Raw genomic sequence first — 23,910 nt, 5'->3', positions numbered from 1 at the left:
GCGGTCTTTGTCGGGGTGACCGCCAGGGTCGGAAACAGGTAGGCTTAAGGTATGCATGGGTTTTTAGTTGTGCTTTGGACGCTGGGGATTCTCGCGGCAATAATTTGTCCGATTGTCATGTTTGTCTGGCTATTCCGCAAAGCCAATGCCACTTTAAATGTTTTCGGGGAACAAGTTCAGCAGGTAACCTCTCCGCTCGAGAATTTGCAGGAAGCCTCGGAGCTTTCGGCTCTGCGCCCCGCCGGAGCCAGCGGTGATCCCCAGGTGTTAGCTGCGGCTCGCCAGGTGCGCGCGGAAGTGGCAGCCACTCGGCGTACTCGCCGCTACGCCCGCTTATCAGCCGCTAAAGCGCGCTGGGAGAAACTGGGGCTGATGTAGGTGCCGCGTAGGCGTAAACGAAAAAAACCTCCTACTCCAGGTGCGGGGGACTGGGATTCCCTAAGCGCGGCGGAAAAGTTAGCCACTTTTAAACGCACCCAGATTAAGGGCGAGGCGGCTAGTTTCGCGGCTGGTTTTGATTTTCCCTTTGATGATTTCCAAGATCAAGCCCTTCGCGCCCTCGAGAACCATAAATCTGTATTAGTTGCTGCCCCTACCGGTTCCGGTAAGACTTTAGTGGGGGAGTTCGCCCTATTCTTGGCGTTAAAACGCGGGGTGAGAGCCTTTTATACCACCCCAATCAAGGCGCTTTCTAACCAAAAATTTCGAGATTTTTCTGCCACCTACGGCAGTGAAAATGTGGGGCTACTGACCGGGGATATCTCCGTTAACCCCTCAGCTCCCCTGGTGGTGATGACCACCGAAGTTCTGCGCAATATGCTTTACCGGACCGATGGGCGCCTCGATGATTTAGGGTTTGTAGTTCTTGATGAAGTGCATTACCTGGCTGACCGCTATCGCGGCCCCGTATGGGAAGAAGTAATTTTACATCTAGATGCGCAGGTAAAAGTAATCGCCTTGTCGGCCACAGTGTCTAATGCCGAAGAATTCGGTCAGTGGCTACGCCAAGTGCGCGGAGATGTTGAGATTGTGGTTTCGGAAAAACGTCCGGTGCCGCTTTACCAACATATGCTGGTAGGAGGGCAACTTTTTGATTTAGAAGTAAAGTCTTCCGGTGGTAAAACTAAACTTAATCCGGCGTTGCTAGCTAGGACTCGCCGCGGCTTGGGGGAGTCCCGACGCGGTCACCATACGTCACTGGCCGCAGCGGTAGGGGAGTTAAACGCGAAAGGGCTACTGCCAGCAATTATTTTTATTTTTTCGCGCGCCCGCTGTCAGCAGGGTCAAAATCAGCTGGTAGCAGCGGGCATAGATCTAACTAGTCCCGAGGAAAAACGCCAAATCTCGGCGTGGCTAGATGCCATCAGTGAAAATATTCCTCCTGGTGATGCCCTCGCTTTGGGATTGGATACCCTGTTCGAGGGACTCAGGCGCGGAATCGCCGTGCACCATGCTGGCCTGCTTCCGGTACTTAAAGAAGCAGTAGAGAAAATGTTCGCTGCCGGATTACTAAAAGTGGTGCTGGCAACCGAAACTTTGGCGCTGGGGATCAATATGCCAGCGCGTTCGGTAGTTATTGAATCACTACGCAAATGGGATGGTCACGAGTTCGTAATGCTCTCGGCCGGGCAATATACCCAGCTTACCGGGAGAGCTGGCAGGCGCGGGATCGATACTTTGGGTCACGGCATCGTAATGTTTCGCCCCGGCATGGATCCAGCTACGGTAGCCGCGCTGGCCTCAAAACGTACCTATCCACTGAAATCAGCTTTTAGTCCCACCTACAATATGGCGGTTAACCTGCTGGAGCGAGGATCCTTGGAGAGTACTCGGGACGTTTTGCGACGCTCTTTTGCGCAATTTCAGGCAGACCGGGCAGTAGTGGGGAAGGCGCAGCAAGCCGCTGAAAAGCAAAGGGCAGCCGATGAAATTGTCGCGGCTAAGTCTTTGGAATGCTCTTTGGGGGATATTTACGAGTATGTAAGGATTAAGAGTGAGCTGGAGGCACGTGATGCCCGCCATGCCCAACTGCTTGCCCGCGAGCAAGCGCGGCGGCGCTTAGAGATTTTTAGTTCCCTAAAACGCGGTGATGTAGTGGCTTATAAAGATGCTCGCCGCCCTCGTCACGGGATTGTGATGAAAAAATCGGGCACTCGCACCGGGGAAACCACTTTAACTGTCTTGGCCGATAACGCCAAGCTACGGGAGTTTTCCACTAATGGCTTTGCTGGCTCCTTAGCCTTGGTGGGGCAGATGTGGGTGAAAGATTACTCGGAACGCAAACCGCGCGACCGACAACGCCTAGCCTCCAAGTTACGTACCGCGGTGCGCGAAGGGATTTTTACCGATCCGGAACCTGCCAAACCTAGTGAGGAAGAGGCGGCTACCCCCGCAAAACCTGCGGTATCAAGCTCGCAGAGATCCTCTCCGGTACTGGAAACTAATGGCCGTGAACTGGCAGAACTGAGCGAACTGGAACTTACCGAGCTACTGGCGCACCATCCCGCGTCCAGTTGTCCCCAGTTAGCGAGCCATATAAAGAAGGCCTCTCGCTGGGCGCGTCTCGAGCGGCAGGCTGCCCGCTTGCGGCGCCAAGTCGATATTTCGGAGGGCGCACTGGTTGATACCTTTGACCGGGTCGTTAAGGTTCTAATCCAGTTAGGGTATCTAGATCCCAGGGGGCAAGTAACCGAATCCGGGGAGGTGCTGCGCCGAATATATAGTGAATACGATTTACTCATCGCGCAATGCGCCCTAGAAAATGTTTTCGCGGGGCTTTCCCCGGCGCAACTAGCGGCAGCCTGTTCGGCGGCTAGTTATGACGCGCGGCGGGAAGAAACGGGAGCCCCGGTGCCTGCCTCTTTGAAATCTGTGGTCAATCAAATCGAAACTTTGGCGGCTAATCTGCGCCAGCTACAAAGCGAGCTGCAAGCACCAGAACTTCCGCAGTCATCTTCGGCGCTGGTGGCAGCGACCTACGCTTGGGCTAAGGGGAAACCGCTCGCGGTAGCTTTAGAGACCGCGCCCTTGGAGGCTGGGGATTTCGTGCGAGCGATGAAACAGCTGCTCGATGTGCTGCGGCAACTAGAAATGGTGGGCAGTGTGGAAACCTCGGCTACCGCGCGTAAAGCCCAAAAACTAATTTTGCGCGGAGTGGTGGCATGGTCAGATATTTAATAAATGGTTTTTGGGCTCTAGTTGCTGCCATCGCCATTGCAGCAGGTCTACTTTTGGCTTTCCCCTCTACCTGGGGGTCACACTGGCTAAGCGCCTGGTTAGCTCTCGGACTATGGCTACTAATTCTGCGCCGGGCGCGCCGCAGCTACGCCCTAGTGATCTCCATTCTGACCTCTCTGCTATTTTTCGTGGTGCTATTTCGCTGGGTGGCTATCTCCCTGACCTTTTCTACTCCTTGGATTGCGCTGGCGCTGTTTGAAACCTTATTTCCCACCTTGTGGGCAGGGGCAGTTTTGGCTACCCGCAAACTGACCAGCCCGCTTTGGACATTTTGGACGGCCTTTTCTTTTGCCGGGATCGAAGCGTGGCGAGCGTGTTTTCCCTGGACGGGAATGCCTTGGGGAATGTTGGGATTTTCCCAGGTAGATAGCCCTATGAAGGGATGGATTCCGCTTTTGGGTGAAAACGGGATGGCCTTTCTAATGGTGGGGATCGTTACTGCGCTAGTTAGCGTGACTTGGAAAATCTCGATGCCGAATCTAGCTACTGCGGCTTTGGCCTTGATAGTAGTGATTTTTTCGGGGGTGGGCTTACCGTCGCTACCGGATACGCAAGATTCTTCCCAGCTAAAAGTGGCGGCTATGCAGGGGGGTGTTTCCTGGCCAATTGGGTCTACCTATTCCCATCCTGGCACCATCTTGTCTGGTCATATGGAACAAACACGTAGTAGTGATTTGCGCGGAAGCGAAGTAGTTTTATGGGGGGAACAGGCAGCAGATATCGATCTGCGTGCTAATGCGCAGTGGGCGGAGGAACTACGACACTGGCAGGAAAACCTGCAAATTCCCATCATTTTTGGCACCTTGGTTTATGGGAATAAAACTACCTCTAACCAGGTACTAAAGCTGGAGGATGGCAAGTTCTCCCAGATCTATATCAAGCGGGAACCAGTGCCTTTTGGGGAATTCTTACCGGCTCGCCCTACTATCTCTAGGATCTTCCCGGAACAGGTAAAAATGCTCCCGCGCGATATGATACCGGGCAAAGCCCCCGGAGTTACCCCAGTTGGTAATGCGCAGATAGGGACAAATATCTGTTTCGAGGTAGCGATTGACCAGCTGGTGCGCGATACGGTGCACGCGGGGGCGAACCTACTTTATTTCCCCACTAATAATTCTTCTTTTGGATACTCCTATCAGTCCCGACAGCAGCTGCAGATTGCCCGCTTTCGCGCCCTCGAATATGATCGCTCCACTGTCCAAGTGGCAGTAGGGGGAGTAAGCGCCCTGATCGATCCAGAAGGTCAGGTTGTCTCCCAATCCGGGCTCTTTCGGGCAGATACTTTAAAAGCGGCTCTGCCTTTGCGCGACACTCTCACCTGGCAGGCACGTTTTGGGGAGGCGATGAACGCCAGCTTCCGTTTCGGAACCCTAATTGGACTGGCGCTGGTGGGAGCAATCCTAGTTTTCTTGAAAATACAAAAACGCAGCTTTCAAAGAACCGAGTTTTCCCCTCGAACAGGACGTAAACCAGCGGTGAATAAGAGCAGAGGAAGCGGAAATAACGGCTCGAAAGGAAAAAGAAAGAAATGACAGATACCGTAATCGCGATTCCTACCTACAACGAACTAGAAACTCTACCCCGGCAGGTGGCAAAACTGCGTCGGGAAATTCCGCAGGCAGACTTGGTGATTGTTGACGATAATTCTCCCGATGGTACTGGCGAGCTCGCCGAGGAACTGGCAAGCAAAGATAGGGGAGTGAAGGTAGTACACCGATCGGAGAAAGCCGGACTGGGCCCGGCCTATTTGGAAGCATTTTCTTGGGCTCAGGAGGCAGGATACACCTGGATAGTGCAGATGGATGCAGATGGTTCTCACCGGGTACGTGACCTGAAAAAACTCCTGGCTCGCCGGCTATGGCCGAGTGAGCCGGATCTGGTGATTGGTTCGCGTTGGATAAGAGGAGGCCGCCTAGAGGGTTGGTCAAAGTTACGGGAGGCGCTCTCGCGAGGTGGAAACGCCTATATCGGGGCGCTGCTGCGCCTGGGAATCGGGGATGCTACCGCCGGTTTTCGGGTTTACCGTCTAGATTTTCTAGGCCGGCTGGGATTAGCAGATCTTGATTCCCGTGGATATTGCTTCCAAATAGATATGACCCGGCGGGCAGTGAAAGCGGGCGGAAATATTGTGGAAGTACCGATCACTTTTCAAGAACGCGCTGCCGGAGCCTCCAAAATGTCCAGCGCTATTATTCTGGAAGCCCTGGCAAAAGTTACCCGCTGGGGGATAGCTGACCTATTTAAGGCGCCCGCTGCGCGAAGCTAAAGCCTAACCGCTATCCCCATGCACCCTTAGAAAGCCTCGCTGAGACGCGGAGGCTAAACCCCGAAAATAGCAGTTAAGCCGGGGAATTACTAGCGGTAATGCACTCCGTCCATTAACGCCCCTGAATGCAGTACCTCCAGCTGTTCTTGTAACAACTGCTGCAATTCTTCCTCACTGCGACGCTCCATGAGCATATCCCAGTGGGTACGCTGGGGACGTAAAGGCTTAGAATCTTCTTCTTCTGCGGGTTCTTCGTATTGCAGTTCGCCGGTTTCCCCGCATTTACATTCCCATTCGGCGGGCGCGGCAACCTCGGCGGCAAAAGTCATGTGGAAACGGTGCCCATTAGGGCAAATGTAGAGGCTTTCGCGGCGTTCTGCGAATACTACGCCATCTTCTGTCTCTAGGCTTTTCGAACCGATACTTGTTCCGCGTAGTGCCCGCTCTGCCATAGTAATAACTTCTCCTTGCTTCCCGTCCTAGCTACCCAGCAAATACCGCCCTATTCTAACAGCTGCGCCGGTGGGCAAAAAAGCTAACCTGCTCTTTTGCCCACCGGCGAAACTAAAACTATTTAACGGGAGGCTGACCGTAGACGTTTTGGTAGCGCTCGTACAAAGAATCGATATGACGTGATTCAATCGGACATAGCTCACCCACAGACCGGGCAATCGCTACTGTCTTAGCTACTTCCTCGACCATGACTGCCGCTTTAACTGCGGCTTTAGCATCCTTACCAATAGTGAACGGACCGTGGTTGGCCATCAATACTGCGGGGGAGCGGGAATCTTTTAAGGTTTCTACAATCCCGCGTCCGATGGAATCATCCCCGATGATCGCGAAAGGACCTACCGGAACTTCGCCGCCAAACTCGTCACCCATCATGGTCAACACGCAGGGAATGGGCTGTTGCACCGCCGCAAAAGCGGTGGCATAGGGGGAGTGGGTATGAACCACGCCCCCGACTGCACTCATGTGCCGGTAAACATAGGCGTGAGCCGCAGTATCTGAAGAAGGCTGCAAATCTCCGGAGGTATCATCATCCAGTTTGTTACCATCTAGATCGCAAACCACCATAGCGTCTGCTGACAACTCATCGTAACGTACCCCGGAAGGTTTAATCACGAATAGATCCGCGCCCTCCACCCTCTGCGAAACATTCCCGGCAGTCCAAACTACCAGCGCGTTAGCCGGCAGTTCCGCATGCAATGATGCAACCACTTCCCGAGTGGCTGCTACCTGCTTGCGGATCTTAGCGGGCAGTTCATTTACATGAGGCATACTTCCCCCTTTAATTTGAGCGGTGTACCTGCGCTTTAATCGCTTTCAAGTTGCGCATCACTTTAGTGCCGCCCCGGCCGAAGAAATCATGCATTTCTTTAAAGGCAGCATAGAGTTCGCGATAAGCTTCCACATTTTCAGGGATCGGCTGGTAGGCATGGGAAATCTTCTTGCCCATAGCCGCGGAAGCCGCGAAAATATCGGGGTATTGTCCATCGGCAACCGCCGCAAATACCGCCGAGCCCAAGGCACCCGCTTGGTCAGTAGAGGAAATAGAGATCGGCAGACCGGTAATATCCGCGTACATCTGCATATACAACTGGTTCTTTAACAGGCCGCCCGCAACCACGATCTCTTTAATATCGACCCCATGTTCAATGAAGTTGTCGATAATAATCTTGGCTCCAAAAATCGTGGATTCTAGCAACGCGCGATACATGTCAGCAGGAGTAGTGGTCAGGGTCATCCCCAACATCATTCCTGACAAACGCGCATCGGCCAGGACAGACCGGTTACCGTTCCACCAATCCAAGGCCAGCAGGCCATGTTCGCCGATTTTTTGCTCCGCCGCCTGTTCGGTGAGTAGTTCATGGACATTCTTACCGCGCTGCTCAGCTTCTTCGCGAATGCTGGCGGGCACGCACTGGTTAGTAAACCAAGAGAAAATATCTCCGACCGCGGTTTGACCGGCCTCAAAACCCCATTCACCGTCGACGATACCGCCATCGACTACTCCGAAGATTCCCGGTACGTCCGCGTAGTCATGGGCAGAAACCACGAAACAAGTAGAGGTACCAGCAATAGCAGTGAGTACCCCATTTTCAGTGGCACCCACCCCAGCCGCATGTACGTGGGCATCAATATTGCCCGAACAGACGGTGATGCCTGCTTCCAGTCCCATAAGAGAGGCCATCTTTTCGGTCAGCTCTCCGACCTTGGAGCCCAAAGGGGCGATCGGCGCGGACATTTTTTGCTCGAAGACCTCACCGAATCCGGGAGCTAGCGCCTCTAAATACTCTTTATCCGGATACTTGCCATCCTGGTACATCCGCTTATATCCGCTGGCACCAGCAGTTTGGGTATGCACCCCGGTCATTTTCCAGGTCAGCCAATCCATTACATCGGTAATTGCTTCGGCTGCCTGGTAGACCTCCGGGGCTTTTTCGTATAGCTCCAGCATCTTGGGTAGTGCCAGTTCCGAAGAAAGCACCCCGCCATAGCGGCCAAGCCAGGGTTCGTTGCGCTCTTTTGCCAGCGCCACGATCCGGTCTGCCTGGTCTTGGCCGCCGTGGTGTTTCCACAGCTTGATATAAGCGTGCGGGTTGTTCTTAAACTCTTCCTTTTCGCAAAGCGGGGTACCTGCCTGGTCGGTGACCACCAGGGAAGCGGAGGTGGTGTCTAGACCGATAGCCACCACGTCCTTAGGATCAACCCCAGATTCCTTGACTGCCCGCGGAACCGCACTGGCCAGCACCGCAATATAATCCGCGGGTACTTCCAAGGCGAACTCGGGCGGTAGCACCTGCCCATCGCCAGCAGTAAGAGTGGTATCCATAACTCCGTGGGCGTACTCGGTGACGGCGGAAGCTAATACTTCCCCATCACTTACCCGCACCACTACCGCGCGACCGGACAGGGTACCGAAATCTATTCCGATTACATATTTATTTTCCATTGCAGGCTCCATTGCGTTGCGAAATTAGGAGAGTCATGATTCTTCATTAGCTAGCTAGTTACCTAGTTAGCGTGACGATGTTTACCCCAGAATCCTTCCGGGCTAAATAAACGATCGATTACCTCGTCAAGAGCGTTGAGATCCATCAGGATATCCAACACTGTGTAACGCGAACGAATCATTTGCGCCTGACGGTGGGTCTTGCGGAAACGATCCCAATCGATCTTGATCATTTCGGGGTGATAGGGTGCACCGGCTTTACGTAAGTTTTCTTGCGCTTCCTCCGGAGAGATCAGCTGCTTCGAGCAGATCTCTTTGATTTCACTCCATTTTTCTTTCAGCAGTTCTAAGCGCTTACGAAGTTCTTCGCCCTCTAAATGCTTGTTAAGGGAGTGTTTCTTCGCTTCGCCTTGGATGCTGGGAATGATTAGTTCTTCTACCTTGGCCAAGACCTCTGCTTCACTGGGGGCATTGGCTACTACTTCGGCAATATCCAGGTTGGGGATATCCATCGCCAAGAATTCTTCCCAAATCGCCAGGGAGGCTACCGTACCAACCCCCACTTTAAAGCCGTGCGATAGCGGTGGTTCCCAATCGAGGCCGTGCCCTTCCATCTCCCAAGTGTGAGAGAACTGGTGGCCAGCTCCCGAGGCGGGACGAGATGAAGACAGTGCCTGCATAGCCAGCCCCGACATAATATTGCCTTCGGCTAGCCCTTCAATCGCGTCGCGATCACCCCTGCAGGCGCCTTCCGGATCAGAAAGGGCTCCACGCAAGGGTCCTTGTACCAAGGACCAGGTGTAGTCATCTACGGCTTCCACGCCGAGACGATCGGCTAGTAGCCAGTCGGCTCCGGCGGGGATCTTTTCGATCAGATCCCCGTAACCGGTGGCGGTCAGGCGCTGGGGGGCAGCAGCGATTACATCTAGATCAGCGACCAAACCCGCAGGAGCTGGACACTCGCGGGTAATCTTGAAGCCATCTTTGGTAATGGAGGCCCCAAAAGCCGCGTAACCATCTACCGAGGCAGCGGTACATACGTTCATATAGGGACGTCCCAGTTCTCCGCTGGCTAGTTTACACAGGTCATTTAGAGTTCCGGACGCAATTGAACAGATCACCGTATCATCGAGATCTTGCAGTATCTCCCGAACTTTAATTACATTCTCGTAACCGGCATACAAAGTGGGTTTACCGGGGAAAATGTAGGGATCATGCATGGGTACGCCCGCAGCCTTGAGGGAGTCGACTACTCCTTTTCCGGCTGCGCCAAAGGTGTTTTCATCCGCGACTACCAGGGCTGTTTTCCCGGGAAAGAGGCGGGCAAACAGCGGGCCAGTTTCCTTCAGTACCCCAACGCCGAACTCAATATCTTTAGTGTCGCTAGCAGTTTCTAGTGCTTTCGCGATCAATTCGTTTGTCATTGATACTTCTTTCTTTATTCTTTGGATTATTCACCGGCGGCTACATGGTCAACTACCTCATGGGTTAGTTCTTGCATCGCCGGGTAGCTTTCCATGTATTTTTGCAGGTAGAACTGGTATTCCTCGTGGGTTTCCGGGTTAGGTTCGATCCGCTCGGTTTCGTGCACCATATTGGAAGCAGCCTCTTGGATAGTGGCGTATTGCCCAGATCCCACTGCCGCTAAAATACAGGTACCAAGCACGACCGCGTCCCCAACTTCGGTCTTTACCAGGGGCTTTCCGGAAACATCGGCATGCATCTGCATCCACAGTGGCGACTTAGTGGCGCCACCACAAACGGTTACCCGGTCAAAGTTAAATCCAGCATCTTCCATCTTCTTAAAGTTAAAGGCAGTACCGAAGGCAACTGCCTCCATAATTGCATGGTAAACATGCAGGGGAGTGTGCGATAGGGACAGTCCCCACATGATTCCCCGGGCTTTGGAATCGGTATAGGGAGTACGGTTGCCTTGGAAATATTCGTTAATAATTAACCCGTCGGAGCCCGGTGCGATATCGGCGCATTTACGATCCAGGATCTCATAGGGGTTAACTCCTACGGTTTCAGCACTCCTTACCAGATGCTCACAAAAACCTTCCTTGAACCATTTAAGGACCGACCCGGAGGAAACCAGGGAGCCTTCCAAAGTGTACTGCCCTTTAATAACTCCATCGGTATAGGAGCCCATGAAACCATTGCCATAAACCGGCTTATCGGATTGACCAGCAATAACGTGAGAAGATCCGGTAGTTAGCGATACTTGCCCCGGGTTTACCGCTCCCAAACCGATCTGTCCTGCCCAAGCATCAGCACAGCCCTGAGCGACCGGAGTCCCCGGTAGCAGCCCCAACTCTTGGGCTACCGAGGGCAATAGTCCCCCGAGCGGAACCCCCAGGTCTTCCACCCTTTCCGGCATCTTTTCGAAAGCGTCACCGGCACCGATTTTCTCGTAGTACTCAACCGGCCACCCACCATAGTCACGGTTATAGTTCATCCGCATAGAAGCAGAGTTAATGTTAATCGTCCATTCGCCGGTTAGGCGATAGGTTAGCCAGTCAGGAGCGTCAACAATCCGGTAGGCATCTTTAAATATTTCGGGCTCATTTTCTTGCAGCCAAGCCACTTTGAAGGGATACCACTCGGCGGTGGGGGGAGTAGTCTTACCCCCGTTGTATAGACGCGCCCAGTGATCCATATCCATTACCCGTTCCATTTGCTTAGTGGCGCGCACATCCATCCACATAATGGCACGGCGGAGTTCTTTGCCTGCTTTATTGATGGGAACCACGGTCATGGTGGTGGCATCATAGCTAATACCCGCAATATGCCGAGCAGGAATACCCGTTTGGTCTAGCACTTTGCGAACTGAAGCGACTAGAGCTTCCCACCAGTCGGAGGGGTCTTGTTCTGCCCATCCCGGATGCGGGTGATAGGTAGGGTACCCCGTGGCGGCAAAGCCAATCGGAGTGCCTCGCAAGTCAAAAATCGCGGCGCGGCAAGATTCCGTGCCATAGTCGATTCCCAGTAGGTAAGGACCTTCATAACCCGGTGCTACCATTTGTCTTCTCCTTAAACTTTGCGCCGGCATCATTGTCGGCGACTTTTTGTGCGCAGTGGTAGCGCATTTTGTGGTTGTTAGGGTGGTACTAAGTGTTGCTATTTAGTTATCGTTTTCGGTCCAACCGTTTTCTTCCCATACGGCAGCGGGGATCAGGCGGTCAACACGATCGAGTAAAAAGTCTGGTTGATGTGCTTTCGGCAGAGCTAGTGCTTCTTCCATAGTGGAGTCTCCGGTCAGCGGCATTGCTGAGAACATCCCGGTTTTTTTGGCCATCTCGATATCGGTATAGAGACGGTCACCAACCATCATGCAGTTGCGAGGGTTAACATCTAGGCCTTCAATGGCCACCTCGAGCATCACCGGCTCCGGTTTGCCGGTAATAACCTGGCACTTGGTCTGGGTGCAGGCTTCGATCGCGGCAATAATCGCGGCACAGTCCGGTTCGCCTCTCCCTCCCGGGAAGGGGCAGTAACGGTCGGGGTTGGTGGCCACCAAAATTGCTCGCTTGTGGAACCAGATGGCATCGAAAGCTATTTGCAGTTTGCGATAGTCAAAGGTGCGGTCATAGGACGCGATTACAATATCTATTTTTTCCGGATCATCACTGATTTTTATTCCCGCATCCTGTAGAGCATCAATCAACGGCTGCTCCGCAATCGGGAAAACCGTCTTGTCAGGATGGTGGTTTTTTAGCCAACGGGTCATAGTGACCACGGTGTTGGCAATGTCTTCTAAGGGGGTGGGAATATCCAGCCTCTCAAGTTTGTCCACATAAAGATGGGGATCTTTAGTGGGATTATTAGAGAGGAAACGTACCGGGATGTCGCGGCGCCGCAGCTCCTCAATTAGTCTCTTCGCCCCGGGCAATAGGTGGTCTCCCAAATAAATGGTGCCATCCATATCAAAAATATAGGCATCATAGAACTCGGTGGGGAACTTAAGATTCTCTTCGGCGTACAACGGTTTTCCTCTCAACTAGTATTTCTTAAAAGCGGGGGTGGAAAGCCCACGGGCTTTCCACCCCCGATAATCGACTGGGGTTAGAACAGTAACGCCAGAGCACAAACAATGGTGTGAGACAGCCAGATGGAGGCTGCCGGCGGGTCAATATGGGTGTCGCCACGGGCATACATTAGCCGTTGCGCAACCTCGGCCAGACCTGCCGCCATCACGCCAAATACTACTGCCGCTACCAGCGCCAGGATCAGGTTGTGTCCCACAACCGGGAACCAGACCATGGCGGAAAGACCAGCTGTGATGGTGATGTGGTGGGTGACGGGAATCTTGAAGCCTAGAATCAACATCAAAATGGTGATCGCGGAAATCCCGAAGGGTAGGGTTTGCGCGTTAAGTTCTAGAACCTTTGCTGTCTCCGGGTTGACCGCAGGAAGCAGATAGGCAACGGTTAAGGACAAACCGCCTGCCATTAGCGAAGCCATAACCCCAATGGTGATCCACTGGGAAGGCTTTTCCTGCCAACGCAGCCAGGATTCTTTATCGGTAAGCTTTGAGGTCCAATTAAAGATCGGGGTCTTACCGAAGACTAGCCGGGTTACGAAAGCGGAGAGGAAAACGGTCAACGCCACAGTATCAGTGTTAGATCCGAACCAGGGGATCAGTCGGATACAACGTTCAACTAGGTATCCACCCAGGCCGAAGGCAGCGCCTATCCACAACATGGTCGGATCCCCGAATCCAGCAGGGGAGGTGTCGATATCCTTGCCCTTCTTGTCTCCCAAAAGACCTTTCCGTCCCGCATAGGCATGAGCTGCCACAGCCGATGCAAAGCAGACGTGGGGGCCAAATACCGGGCCAAATGCCAGATAGGTTAGCCCAATATCGCTACCGGTAGTAGCGGCTATTCCAAAGCCGAGGAATACGGAGAAGCCAGTCATCACGAATGCCCAGTTACCGCCAATGCCCGCTCCGAGCATGCCGCCACCGATGGCGCAGATTGCCCAGAACAGCGAGAACCCGGTCGAAGCACCAAATGAGTTTACAAAGTCGCTGGCTTGCGCCGCCATTTGTATAGTTTCGATCATGTTTATACCTTTAGTTAGATAGGGGTTGGCAAAATTGCCAAGCTTTTAGTAGCCCGGCTCGGCCTATCCGAGCCGGGAAGTTAGGGGAGTGTTTGCTAGCAGCAGCTGCCGGGAGTGGTTTCTCCCTCGATCTGCGGTACTTCGTAGTCGCAGATTACCTGGACTTTCCGTGCCGAATTCGACTGGGGGTCAAACTCGTAACCTAGCCATTCTTTAACTAGACGCCGCGCCAGCTCAATACCAATGACGCGTTGTCCCATGGTTAGAACTTGTGCGTTATTGGATTTAATTAAGCGCTCTACACTGAAGGAATCATGTCCCACGCTTGCGCGAATCCCGGGAACTTTGTTGGCGGTGATCGCCATGCCGATTCCAGTTCCGCACAGCAGGAGGGCACGGTCCGCTTCTCCGGCAGCAACCATACGCGCTCCTTTGATACCCACATGGGGGTAGTCCACGTCCTCGCCGGCTTTTAGTCCGATATCAATTACTTCTGCAACTCGCTCGTCTGCCTCTAAATCTTTTTTGATTATCTCTTTATAGTCGACAGCAGCGGAATCCGCTCCGATTACTATTCGTAGTCCCATTATTTTTCTCCTCTCGCCATCAGCATTGATGACCTAAGTTCTTTCTATAACACTTAGGGATATTCTCCCCACCAGTTCTAGAAAACTGCACTTATGAGCGCACGCGCTCCAAAGAGCGCTTGGCGGCCGCCACCACATGCTCACTGTCTAGTCCGTAATGCTTAAACAGCTCGCCGGCAGCACCGGGCATACCAAATCCTTCAATACCTATACTTTCGCCGTTATCTCCTACGAGGTCGCGCCAGGGATCGACTAGACCGGCCTCGATCGATACTCGGGCTTTTACCGCTGTCGGGAGTACCTGTTCACGGTAGTCGGCGCCTTGAGCTTTAAACCATTCCATACAGGGAACTGAAACCACCCGGGCAGCAATGGATTCCTGAGCTAGAGTTTCGCGAGCCTGCAAAGCATATTGCACCTCGGATCCGGAGGCCAGCAAGATCACATCCGGCTGCCCTGCGGTATCGGCCAAAACATAGGCGCCCTTAGCCGCATTCTTGGCGCTAGCGAACGCTTCGCCGCTTGCGCCCTCCATATCTTCCCGCTCGACGATGGGAAGTCCCTGGCGGGTTAAAATCAATCCTGCCGGCCCGCTTTGACGCAAAATCTGCAGCCAGCAAGCCGCGGTTTCATTGGCATCCATAGGACGAACAATCGACAGATTAGGGATTGCCCGATAGGCAGTCAGATGTTCGACCGGCTGGTGGGTAGGTCCGTCCTCGCCAACTCCAATAGAGTCATGAGTCCAAACGTAGGTTACCGGGATATTCATTAGCGCAGCTAGACGGACTGCCCCGCGCATGTAATCACTAAAGACGAAGAAAGTTCCCCCGAAAACGCGGGTTAATCCATCAAGGGCAATGCCGTTCATAATGGCGCCCATAGCGTGTTCGCGCACTCCAAAGTGCAGCACCCGCCCGAAGGGGTTGCCCTTCCACATATCGGTTTGCGCTGATTCGGGGATGAAGCTGTCAGCATCGGCGATAGTTGTATTATTAGAACCGGCCAGGTCAGCAGATCCACCCCAAAATTCTGGCATTACGGCGCCGATTGCGGAAATAACTTTTCCAGAGGCCGCGCGAGTAGCTAGTGAGTCTCCGGCAGTAAACACCGGAAGCGCGTCCTCAATACCCTCGGGGAGCTTACCGGCTAGGATCCGCTCTAATAGCTCATTTTTATCCGGATTTGCTTTCTTCCAGGCCTCAAAGCGCGGATCCCAATCGGAATGAGCTTCCTGGGCACGTGCGGCGGCATTATCCCGGGAGTGTTTGACGGCTTCTTCGTCGATAGCAAACATTTTCTCCGGATCGGCTCCGAGGGCTTTCTTCAAGCCCTTGAGTTCTTCTTCCCCCAGTTTGGCACCATGAATCGCGCCGGTGTTCTGCTTCGTAGGCGAAGGCCAACCGATAATTGTGCGCAAGGCAATGATTGAAGGCCGATGCTTTTCAGCTTTAGCAGCATTGATTGCCTGGTCAAGAGCATTTACGTCTTCGTCGTATTTTCCGTCCTCAGCCAGCCAATCAACCCGCTGGGTGTGCCAGCCGTAAGATTCGTAGCGCTTGAGTACGTCTTCTTGGAAAGATACATCGGTATCGTCCTCAATGGAGATATGGTTATCATCCCAGATCACAATGAGGTTACCCAGATCTTGTACCCCAGCCAGGGAGGATGCTTCTCCGGAGATTCCTTCTTGCAGGCAACCATCACCAGCGATCACGTAAACATTGTGGTCAAAGGGGCTTTCACCGAGGGGAGTGGAAGAGTCGAGCATACCGTGTGCCCGCCGGGAAGCCATCGCAAAACCAACCGCGGCAGCAAAGCCAGATCCCAGCGGCCCAGTAGTAACTTCTACGCCTTTGGTATGCCTATATTCGGGGTGACCGGGAGTATAAGAATTAAAGGTACGGAAACTCTTTAAATCATCGAGCTCCATGTCTTGGCCGGCCAGATACAACTGAATGTATTGCAGCAGCGAGGCGTGTCCGGCTGAAAGTACGAAGCGGTCGCGTCCTAACCAATCTGAATCCTTGGGATCAAAACGCAAGTGACGCTGGTAAAGCAAGTAGGCAGCGGCTGCTAGCGAAATGGGGGTTCCCGGGTGTCCGCTGCCGGCTTTTTCTACCGCATCGGCGGCTAATAGTTTTGCGGTTTTAACTGCGCGTTGATCAAGTTCATTCCACTGAGTGGTCATATTTTTCCCTTCCATCATTGGATTGATTAGGCACTTACTCTGTTGCCGATACTAACAGTTTGATAGCCAAAAAATCTGGCAGAGCGAGTTTTGCTCACAAAAGTGCACGCGGGTACTTTGACGCGAAACTCCAAACCTAGATCCGATAATGTACATTATGTAAACTAGACGGTTTAGGGCGCATTTCCTGCTCTCTGCTTCCCGGACAACCTCTCTCCTGTCTTCCGGACAACATCTTCGTGGTCGTTTTGAGTTATGGGTTGCCAAGCGCTTGAATTAGCACTGGAAGCATTTCCGGCAAAGCACAAAGGAGAATATCCACGATGGCCGCTGACGAGCCACTAAATCCACCACTGAAAGCTCTAGGTGACAGCCTAGAGGCAGAAATTAAAGACAGAAAAATCCATAAGCATCCGGTAGACCAAGTACCTTCGGCTCCTCGGACGCTGCTGCTATCAGTACAGCACGTTTTAGCGTTTTACGCGGGCGCGGTAGTTGTTCCCTTGGTAGTTGCGGGCGGCCTTAAGCTAGATCCCACTACTACCGTGCACCTAATTAATGCTGACCTTTTTACTTGTGGAATCGCAACGCTGATTCAGTCGATTGGATTTTGGCGAGTCGGGGTGCGCCTGCCGATTATCCAGGGCGTAACCACCATGGCGATTTCGCCTATGATTGCCATTGGTCTGGCGGTTAACCAAGACGGCGGCGTGGGAGTGCTCCCCACCATTTACGGCGCAGTCATTGTAGCCGGACTATTTACTTTCTTCGCGGCTCCAATTTTTGCCAAGCTGATTCGTTTCTTCCCTCCGCTGGTTATCGGGATTGTGCTAACCACTATGGGCACCACATTGCTGGGAGTATCCGCTGCGGACGTGATCGGACGCGTCGACGAACAGGTACCACCCATGCCGATCACTTTGCGCTCTTTAGCCTATGGCCTGGGAACCTTAGCCATAATCGTCCTCATTCAACGTTTCTTTAAAGGTTTTATGGGCACCTTGGCAGTACTCGCCGGCCTCATAATTGGCACCGGAGTCGCGGTGGCTCTCGGTGATGCTTCCTTCAGCCAGGTAGGCAAGTCTTCCTGGGTAGCAGTCACTACCCCGTTCTATTTCGGCTGGCCCCAATTCTCCCTAACTGCCTGTATTTCTATGATCGTGGTCATGCTGCTGACCATGGTAGAAACTACCGGCGACGTCTTTGCCACCGGTGAAATCGTGGGCAAACGTATCGGAAAGAAAGAGATCACGGCAGCTTTGCGCGCCGATGGCCTCTCTACTACGCTGGGGGGAATTTTGAATTCTTTCCCCTACACCTGCTTCGCGCAAAATATTGGTTTGGTTCGCCTAACTAAGGTACATTCTCGCTGGGTAGTAGCCTGTGCCGGCGGAATTATGATTATTTTGGGAGTTATTCCCAAGGCGGGCGCGATTGTAGCTTCAATCCCCTCCCCGGTTCTGGGCGGAGCCTCCATGGCTTTGTTTGCCAACTTAACCTTGGTGGGGATTCAGACCCTATCTCGCGTAGACCTCTCGGATACCCGCAACGGGATTATTCTGACTACCTCGATCGCGCTAGCCATGCTAGTTTCCTTCAAACCAGCAATTGCAGACGCCTTTCCTGCCTGGGCACAGATTTTCTTCGCTTCGGGAGTAACCCTTGGCTCGATTACCGCCATCTTGCTCAACTTGTTGTTCTTCCACGTGGGCCCGCGCGCAAAGGGCGAGGACGTGGCGCTAGGTGCCACCGGCAAGCGACGTTCTTTGCGGGCAGTTAACAAAATGAGTGAAGAAGAGTTTGTAAATACCTTCTCCCGCTTGTTTAATGGGGTAACTTGGCCGCTGCAGGCAGCAGCGCAAATGCGTCCCTTCCAGGATGTAGGAGAACTTAAAGAAGCACTCCAGGACGCGGTAATGGTGGCGGATAAAGACGCTCAGAATCAGCTGATTGCTGCCTATCCTGATGTAACCCAGATGTTGACTGCCAGCGAAAGCGAAGCCAAAGAAATTTCCCAAGACGTGGGTTCTTTAGCCTTAGGTACGCTCACGGAAGAACAAAATGCTCAGCTGCGCACCTTGGAAAGCTCCTATCATGAGAAGTTCAATCTGCCCCTAGTGGCCTTGCTTTCCCGAATGGACAGCGTAGAGGAGATCATTAAGGACGGACTACACCGCCTAGAGAACTCCCCGCGCCATGAACGGGTAGTCGCCCTGGGTCAGGTGGTAGAAGTGGCCAATGATCGCTTAGAGATCATGATGGCGGACGCCAACCCCATCCGTTCGGCTTGGAGTCGCAAGTTTGAACAACTCGACTAATAGCGATTAGCTATTTTCCTTTTCTGACGTACCAGAAGGGGTTTCCCATGCGGGATCGAACCCACCCGGGGTTGTCCATACCCGGGTGGGTAGCTCCCCTGGCAAATACTGATTATTTTGCGAACAGAAGATCGGCCCGGCTGGATCATCAGTTTTCATCTGCGCGCGGTAGTCGCGCAGGGCTCCCACTGCCCATTTCCCCAGGAAAATCAGGGCTACCAGATTAACCAATGCCATTAGGGCGGTCGCCCAGTCAGCGATCGACCACACTGATTTCAAAGGCAGAATCGCCCCAATCGCTGTAGACGCGATTACCAGCAATTTCAAAGGCAAAGCGGAGCGATCTACACCCACAATAAACTTGTAATTGGTTTCCGCGTAGGTGTAGTTCCCCAGGATAGTGGAATAACCAAAACAAACCATCATTACCATTACGAACACGAACACCACAGTTTGGGTGGTGCTATTTGACCCCAATGACGTAACTATGGAATCCATAGTCAGCACTGCTCCATCGACATGGTTTTGCTTATCCCAGAAGGGAACTGACATCAAAATAATGAAGGCGGTGGAGGTGCACACCAGCATGGTGTCCACGAAAACTCCCAGCGCTTGAATCATTCCCTGGGTGGCGGGGTGACGCACCGTAGCAATAGCAGCCGCATTAGGAGCCGACCCCATGCCGGCCTCGTTAGTAAACAGACCCCGCTTAGTACCGGTAGTAATCGCAGCAATGAACGCTCCCCCAGCTCCCGCAACTGCCGGCGGCATATAGGTGTTGGACTGCCCGAACGCTCCCATAAAGATCTCCCGGAACACAAAGGGAATCCGATCATAGTTAAGAATAATCACCAAGATCCCCATGGCAACATACAGCAGCGCCATCGCCGGAGCCAGATATTCCGAAAACTGAGCAATTTTGCGCACCCCACCTACTACTAGCGGCAAAGTTAAAAAGACTAGGATCAGTGCGGTTGCCCAGACCGGGAAACCTAGATAGTCGGAGTTGGCTAGCTGAGAAATCGAGTTTGCCTGGATCATTTCGAAACTAAATCCGTAGGCAAAAATTAGCAGCACCGCAAACACAATCCCCCAGGTACGCGAGCCTAGGCCGCGTTGAATATAAAAGGCCGGGCCGCCCCGGAAGGTGCCGTCTCCGTTGCGAACTTTAAATAGCTGTGCCAAAGTAGCTTCCACAAAAGCGGTAGCCATACCGACTAACGCCACTACCCACATCCAAAAAACCGAGCCCGGTCCGCCAGCAACTACCGCCAACGCTACCCCGGTAATTGAGCCCGTCCCTACCCTATCGGCCAGCCCAATCGCAAACGCTTGGAAGGAAGAAACTCCACCTTCGGAGCCGCCACGAGAACGCGTAATTACTTTCAGCATGTGGGTGAACATGCGCACCTGCATACCTGAGGTACGTATGGTGAGCCAGATGCCCACCCCTAGCAGGGTTATCATTAGCAACCACACCACCGAATTGTTATAGGCAGTATCGAGGAGGCCGGAGATTGTCTCATTCCACTGTTCAAAGGCAGTTAGAGATTCTTTAGAGGCCGAAATCGGCATAGGTTACTCCTTCATGATGGGCGGCTTAGCAATTAGCTTTGACTCGGTGAGGGGAAGATACTCCCGAAACCTGTTTAAATATACTCGCTGTAGCGGGTAGCTAAAAAATTTGTATATTTCTTAAATTTGCAGAAAAAGCCCCGGCATTTAAGTTAAGCCGGCACTGCCCACAGATGGGTCGCAAGCGCCTTCACTTTTACCCGGTCCCCCACAATAAATGGTTCATCCCCGCTTTGGCGACGACTGGCCAGTAGCCCAAACTCGGTTTCCACCTGCAAAAGATAGGTATCGCCTTCGAAAAGCGACCCCACTACCTGCCCCACTTCTGCCTGGATAGGATCTTTATTACGTTCAGGGGGCAGGTTACTAATTTCTATAGAATAGGGCGAGCCGAGCGCCACTATTTTCCGGCTCTGTCCATTGGCACCAGCTAAGCTATCAGCAGCGGGAACCTCCAGCTGCTGTCCAAAAGCGGTGAAATGCGCACTAACTTGCCCGAATCGATCTGTGTTGATCACCGCGTTAGTACTGACTTGGGTAGTGGCTCCCAGGTAGAGGGCGGTTTGCAGATCCGCCGGGTGAGATACCAGATCCTGCGGGTAATCATCTTGAATAATTTTTCCTTCGCGCAGCAAAATAATCCGGTCGGCGATCGCAAAGGCTTCCGGCAGGTCGTGGGTAACATACAGGGAAGCAGCCCCAATCCGCCGGTGGATCCGCAAGATTTCTCCGCGCAGACGCAGGCGCGAATAGGGGTCGACATGGGCTAAAGGCTCATCAAACAGTAGCCAACGGGGTCGGCGCAGTAGTGCTCGCGCTAAAGCCACCATTTGCCGTTGCCCGGTAGATAGTGAGCCGGGATATTGTCGCGAAAGGGAACTTAACCCCAGATCGGTCAGCGTTACCTGCAGGTCTTCCGCATTTCCCCCGGCTAAAGCCACATTTTCCTGAACCGTTAGATGTGGGAAAAGACCGTCCCGATCAGCTACCAGCGCACTGGCGCGGGCACCGGGAGAAAAGTCAGATACGTCCTCGTCCCCACAAAATATCTGGCCACTACTTGGTTGCAGTCCCGCAATGGCTCGTAATAATGTGGTTTTCCCCGCTCCGGAAGGCCCGATAATTACCACTAGTTCTCCCGGATCAACGCTAAAGGACACTGGACCGAGCACCCAATGTGAAGAACGCGAAACCCGTAGCTCTTTTACCGTTAACGCGGACGGTTCCATTTTCCCTCCTCCTTCGGTACCAGGATAAATAGCAAAATAGAGACAATTAATACCGCCAAAGACAGTCCGAAAGCTGGCGGATAGTTCGCTTCATCAACCATGGCAAACATTTGCGGAACCACCACCGGAGTATCGGGAGCCGCCACCCACACCAGTGGCGCCGATAAAGTGGTGGAAATCGCGACTACTGTCGCTAAAGTCAAACTGAAGTAGCGCCTGACAGCGGGAAGCAGTATTTTTAGGGCTGCCTCTACCCTACCGACGCCTAAGACTCGTACCGACTCAAATTCGGCTTGGCCGATAACTCTAAAACGGGCAGCCAAAAAATAGGTAACCGGCATACCGATTAAGAGGAAGGAACATAGTGATAAAAACCCTCCACTGGAAAAGGGCCACGGCAAACCCTGTTGGCGACTAAGCATCCAGCCAGCACCAATGGCGGCTGCGGGCAGGGACAAGATTACAATAAACAAGGCTTCGACACCCAGATTTCGTCTCTGGGATCCGGCGCCTCTAGTAGCTGCTAGCACCAGTAGGCACAGGCCGGCGGCTAAGGCCGATAGCAACCAGGTGTTGATCACCGATTCCAACTTATCGAAAGAGAACTTGGCGTTGAGCAGCAGGTATAGGAGCAAGCATGCAGAGCTAACGGCATAGAGGCCCACTGCTACAAGCGGGAGCGGCCGGGCCGGCCCCAAAGAAAAGCTACGCTCTCCTAGGGAGGCAGCCGGGAAAAACCGGCGGTAGCTAGAGAAATATAGGCCGATTAAAAGTCCGGCCACGCATAGGCAAAGACCGATTAGTGCCAGGGAGGCGCGTCCTAAAAATGCGGTTTCGAAACTGCCGGTGGATCGCAGCCATAAAGAGTGAGCCACATTCATATTTTTTCCTCCCACCAGGTCAGGCACTAGCGGGTCGGAAAGAGCTAGCGAGAAAGTTACCCCCAGCGATAAAGGAACCGATACCAATAGGGGCCGCGCAATCACCAAGCGGAAAACCTGCCAGTTACTAAGCCCCAAGATTCGCGCCTGGTCTAGTTGATCCGGGCGAATGGTTTGCAAAGTAGAGCGGGCAGAAAAATAGGCTAAGGGCGCGAGCGAGAACGCAAAAACCGCTATTACTGGGAGCGGCCCGACGAGGACGCTCGCGGAGGACCCCGCGAAGGAGCGTAAAGCGCTAGCAACTATAAAGGGCGGGATCGCGATGGGACACAGGCATAGCATGGTGGCAAGTTGCCGAAAACGCTCGGGTAAAAACCGGGTTCCTAAGGCGGCACCACTGCCCCATAAAGTAGCCAGATTTGCCGAACCAATCGCCTCGAGTAGGGACAGACGGATGGCAGCAGTAATGGCTTCCTCTCCGGGGCTAGATTTTACGATCGCCGCGCGAACTACGAAAGCCAGAGGCCATAGAGCTGCGAGAACACAGAAGACAATAATAATTGACCAGCTAAGTGTGCGTAGTAATATCTTGTTCACTGCCGCCACTCCTGCCTGGCGAACCAAGTCAACCAGCGATCACGATCCGCGGCTGATTTTTGCGGACGCGCCGGCAAAATATAGGGGTCGTCCTGCTCTAAACGCGAAGCTAGAGAGCCGGGGATAGACCGAGTAATCGCCAGTTGCGGGGTGGCAGATTTAACGGCTACCCCTTGGCCAGCTTTTTGTGACAGCCAATCCAGAAACCGTTTTGCTTCTCCGACGCGACCCGCATTCTTCAAAAGGGCGGCCGAACCGATCTCATAGGAGGTGCCCTCTTGTGGATAGGAGATAGTAAGGGGCTTGGTAGCTTCGCTTTTGCCAGCACAATAGGGGGTGAAGGTGATCGCAATCGCGGCTTCCCCTGCCAGTACCGCTTTCACAGGAGCAGTTCCCGAGTTCGTAAGACGGGGTACATTGTCGTAAATGTTTCTAATGGCAGTGCTCGCCTGGTCAGCATAGATTTCATCTAGAACCCGCACCACGGTAAAGGCAGTTCCCGAAGTAAGCGGAGAAGAAGCAGCCACCAGAGTGCGATATTGCGGGTTGGCAAGCTCGGCCCATGATCTAGGTACCGGTAAGCCCCGGGCAGATAAAGCTGCTTGATCAGAACAAAACCCCAGTAAAGAGCCATAAACCCCGAACCAGTAACCCTCGCTATCGCGCATAGCTTCCGGGATATCGCTGATTCCCGCTGGCTGGTAGGCGGACAGCAGGTCGCGCCGTTTAGCAAGCACATAGTTTTCTGCCGGGCCTCCCACCCAAACATCAAACTCGCGGGTTTTGGGGCTCGAGGAAATCCGGGTTAAGGCTTGAGCAGTCGGCAAGCGCAGGTAGGAAACATTTTTTCCCGTGGCGGCGGCATAGGCATCCCGCCAATTTTTACAGATTGATTCTTCGTTAGAACAGATAAAAGCTAGTTGTTCTTTTCCTGCGGGGTGACATCCGCTTAAAACTAAGCTAAAGAGCACAGTTAATAACACTAATAAGCGGGATCGCATGTCAG

Annotated in this window: 18 protein-coding genes; 5 read left to right on the top strand and 13 right to left on the bottom strand. The window is 53.2% G+C overall.

Annotated elements, in window-relative coordinates; genetic code table 11:
* The first annotated feature begins 51 nt into the window (after positions 1–51).
* Genes ACZ5BI_RS04485 through ACZ5BI_RS04470 form a run of 4 tightly spaced genes read left to right on the top strand, consistent with a single transcriptional unit; the run spans position 52 to position 5,503 of the window.
* Positions 52–378: a hypothetical protein gene (locus ACZ5BI_RS04485; protein WP_316086066.1), complete on the top strand. Its 327-nt coding sequence runs from the start codon at positions 52–54 to the stop codon at positions 376–378.
* Positions 379–3,177 carry a DEAD/DEAH box helicase gene (locus ACZ5BI_RS04480; protein WP_464896749.1) on the top strand — a complete coding sequence of 933 codons (2,799 nt, stop codon included), beginning with the start codon at positions 379–381 and terminating at the stop codon, positions 3,175–3,177. It begins immediately after the preceding gene.
* Complete coding sequence (lnt, locus tag ACZ5BI_RS04475; protein WP_464896748.1) at positions 3,162–4,769, top strand: apolipoprotein N-acyltransferase; 1,608 nt, start codon at positions 3,162–3,164, stop codon at positions 4,767–4,769. The genes ACZ5BI_RS04480 and lnt overlap by 16 nt, the downstream gene beginning before the upstream one ends.
* Positions 4,766–5,503 (top strand): polyprenol monophosphomannose synthase, encoded by a 738-nt coding sequence (locus tag ACZ5BI_RS04470; RefSeq protein WP_316086063.1) that lies wholly within the window; start codon positions 4,766–4,768, stop codon positions 5,501–5,503. The genes lnt and ACZ5BI_RS04470 overlap by 4 nt, the downstream gene beginning before the upstream one ends.
* 89 nt (positions 5,504–5,592) lie before the next feature.
* Here the strand turns inward: ACZ5BI_RS04470 and ACZ5BI_RS04465 are convergent, their stop codons facing one another.
* From ACZ5BI_RS04465 to tkt, 9 genes are all read right to left on the bottom strand, one after another.
* On the bottom strand, positions 5,593–5,955 hold the full coding sequence (locus ACZ5BI_RS04465) for an RNA polymerase-binding protein RbpA (protein ID WP_278608507.1): 363 nt from the start codon (positions 5,953–5,955) through the stop codon (positions 5,593–5,595).
* A 118-nt stretch (positions 5,956–6,073) separates the two neighbouring features.
* Complete coding sequence (locus ACZ5BI_RS04460; RefSeq protein WP_316099212.1) at positions 6,074–6,784, bottom strand: L-ribulose-5-phosphate 4-epimerase; 711 nt, start codon at positions 6,782–6,784, stop codon at positions 6,074–6,076.
* Between the two features lie 10 nt (positions 6,785–6,794).
* Entirely contained in the window at positions 6,795–8,459 is a 1,665-nt protein-coding gene (locus ACZ5BI_RS04455) for a ribulokinase (protein ID WP_316086058.1), read from the bottom strand.
* Between the two features lie 62 nt (positions 8,460–8,521).
* Complete coding sequence (locus ACZ5BI_RS04450; RefSeq protein ID WP_464896747.1) at positions 8,522–9,883, bottom strand: sn-glycerol-1-phosphate dehydrogenase; 1,362 nt, start codon at positions 9,881–9,883, stop codon at positions 8,522–8,524.
* Positions 9,884–9,909: 26 nt separating this feature from the next.
* Positions 9,910–11,481, bottom strand: coding sequence for an FGGY-family carbohydrate kinase (locus tag ACZ5BI_RS04445; RefSeq protein WP_278619597.1), 1,572 nt, complete (start codon positions 11,479–11,481; stop codon positions 9,910–9,912).
* Between the two features lie 102 nt (positions 11,482–11,583).
* Positions 11,584–12,384 (bottom strand): HAD-IIA family hydrolase, encoded by an 801-nt coding sequence (locus tag ACZ5BI_RS04440; RefSeq protein ID WP_464896780.1) that lies wholly within the window; start codon positions 12,382–12,384, stop codon positions 11,584–11,586.
* Between the two features lie 140 nt (positions 12,385–12,524).
* Positions 12,525–13,526: a DUF7973 family transport facilitator gene (locus ACZ5BI_RS04435; protein WP_464896746.1), complete on the bottom strand. Its 1,002-nt coding sequence runs from the start codon at positions 13,524–13,526 to the stop codon at positions 12,525–12,527.
* A gap of 95 nt (positions 13,527–13,621) precedes the next feature.
* Positions 13,622–14,113: a ribose-5-phosphate isomerase gene (locus ACZ5BI_RS04430; RefSeq protein ID WP_316086253.1), complete on the bottom strand. Its 492-nt coding sequence runs from the start codon at positions 14,111–14,113 to the stop codon at positions 13,622–13,624.
* A gap of 91 nt (positions 14,114–14,204) precedes the next feature.
* Complete coding sequence (gene tkt / locus ACZ5BI_RS04425) at positions 14,205–16,304, bottom strand: transketolase (protein WP_412585889.1); 2,100 nt, start codon at positions 16,302–16,304, stop codon at positions 14,205–14,207.
* A 323-nt stretch (positions 16,305–16,627) separates the two neighbouring features.
* Here tkt and ACZ5BI_RS04420 point away from each other — a divergent pair, with 323 nt between their 5' ends.
* Positions 16,628–18,622: a solute carrier family 23 protein gene (locus ACZ5BI_RS04420; RefSeq protein ID WP_464896745.1), complete on the top strand. Its 1,995-nt coding sequence runs from the start codon at positions 16,628–16,630 to the stop codon at positions 18,620–18,622.
* 6 nt (positions 18,623–18,628) lie between these two features.
* On the opposite strand, the gene ACZ5BI_RS04415 is transcribed toward ACZ5BI_RS04420, so the two are convergent.
* From ACZ5BI_RS04415 to ACZ5BI_RS04400, 4 genes are all read right to left on the bottom strand, one after another.
* Complete coding sequence (locus tag ACZ5BI_RS04415) at positions 18,629–20,197, bottom strand: alanine/glycine:cation symporter family protein (RefSeq protein WP_464896744.1); 1,569 nt, start codon at positions 20,195–20,197, stop codon at positions 18,629–18,631.
* Positions 20,198–20,349: 152 nt separating this feature from the next.
* Entirely contained in the window at positions 20,350–21,426 is a 1,077-nt protein-coding gene (locus ACZ5BI_RS04410) for an ABC transporter ATP-binding protein (RefSeq protein WP_024058856.1), read from the bottom strand.
* Complete coding sequence (locus tag ACZ5BI_RS04405) at positions 21,408–22,904, bottom strand: ABC transporter permease (RefSeq protein WP_464896743.1); 1,497 nt, start codon at positions 22,902–22,904, stop codon at positions 21,408–21,410. The genes ACZ5BI_RS04410 and ACZ5BI_RS04405 overlap by 19 nt, the downstream gene beginning before the upstream one ends.
* The gene (locus ACZ5BI_RS04400) at positions 22,901–23,905 is read right to left on the bottom strand and encodes an extracellular solute-binding protein (RefSeq protein WP_464896742.1); all 1,005 of its coding nucleotides are present in this window, start codon (positions 23,903–23,905) and stop codon (positions 22,901–22,903) included. Before ACZ5BI_RS04400 ends, ACZ5BI_RS04405 begins: the two co-directional genes overlap by 4 nt.
* Positions 23,906–23,910: the final 5 nt, after the last annotated feature.

The organism is Varibaculum sp. GTC20041, assembly GCF_055387755.1.
Note: the sequence above shows the minus strand (reverse complement) of the source record. Positions and strands in the feature narration are given on the sequence as shown.

Bases quoted from the DNA above. Each gene is read 5' to 3' on its own strand.
- ACZ5BI_RS04485 (WP_316086066.1), top strand. From the start codon at position 52: ATGCATGGGTTTTTAGTTGTGCTTTGGACGCTGGGGATTCTCGCGGCA.
- lnt (WP_464896748.1), top strand. From the start codon at position 3,162: ATGGTCAGATATTTAATAAATGGTTTTTGGGCTCTAGTTGCTGCCATC.
- ACZ5BI_RS04470 (WP_316086063.1), top strand. From the start codon at position 4,766: ATGACAGATACCGTAATCGCGATTCCTACCTACAACGAACTAGAAACT.
- ACZ5BI_RS04465 (WP_278608507.1), bottom strand. From the start codon at position 5,955: ATGGCAGAGCGGGCACTACGCGGAACAAGTATCGGTTCGAAAAGCCTA.
- ACZ5BI_RS04460 (WP_316099212.1), bottom strand. From the start codon at position 6,784: ATGCCTCATGTAAATGAACTGCCCGCTAAGATCCGCAAGCAGGTAGCA.
- ACZ5BI_RS04455 (WP_316086058.1), bottom strand. From the start codon at position 8,459: ATGGAAAATAAATATGTAATCGGAATAGATTTCGGTACCCTGTCCGGT.
- ACZ5BI_RS04450 (WP_464896747.1), bottom strand. From the start codon at position 9,883: ATGACAAACGAATTGATCGCGAAAGCACTAGAAACTGCTAGCGACACT.
- ACZ5BI_RS04445 (WP_278619597.1), bottom strand. From the start codon at position 11,481: ATGGTAGCACCGGGTTATGAAGGTCCTTACCTACTGGGAATCGACTAT.
- ACZ5BI_RS04440 (WP_464896780.1), bottom strand. From the start codon at position 12,384: ATGGATGGCACCATTTATTTGGGAGACCACCTATTGCCCGGGGCGAAG.
- ACZ5BI_RS04435 (WP_464896746.1), bottom strand. From the start codon at position 13,526: ATGATCGAAACTATACAAATGGCGGCGCAAGCCAGCGACTTTGTAAAC.
- ACZ5BI_RS04430 (WP_316086253.1), bottom strand. From the start codon at position 14,113: ATGGGACTACGAATAGTAATCGGAGCGGATTCCGCTGCTGTCGACTAT.
- tkt (WP_412585889.1), bottom strand. From the start codon at position 16,304: ATGACCACTCAGTGGAATGAACTTGATCAACGCGCAGTTAAAACCGCA.
- ACZ5BI_RS04420 (WP_464896745.1), top strand. From the start codon at position 16,628: ATGGCCGCTGACGAGCCACTAAATCCACCACTGAAAGCTCTAGGTGAC.
- ACZ5BI_RS04415 (WP_464896744.1), bottom strand. From the start codon at position 20,197: ATGCCGATTTCGGCCTCTAAAGAATCTCTAACTGCCTTTGAACAGTGG.
- ACZ5BI_RS04410 (WP_024058856.1), bottom strand. From the start codon at position 21,426: ATGGAACCGTCCGCGTTAACGGTAAAAGAGCTACGGGTTTCGCGTTCT.
- ACZ5BI_RS04400 (WP_464896742.1), bottom strand. From the start codon at position 23,905: ATGCGATCCCGCTTATTAGTGTTATTAACTGTGCTCTTTAGCTTAGTT.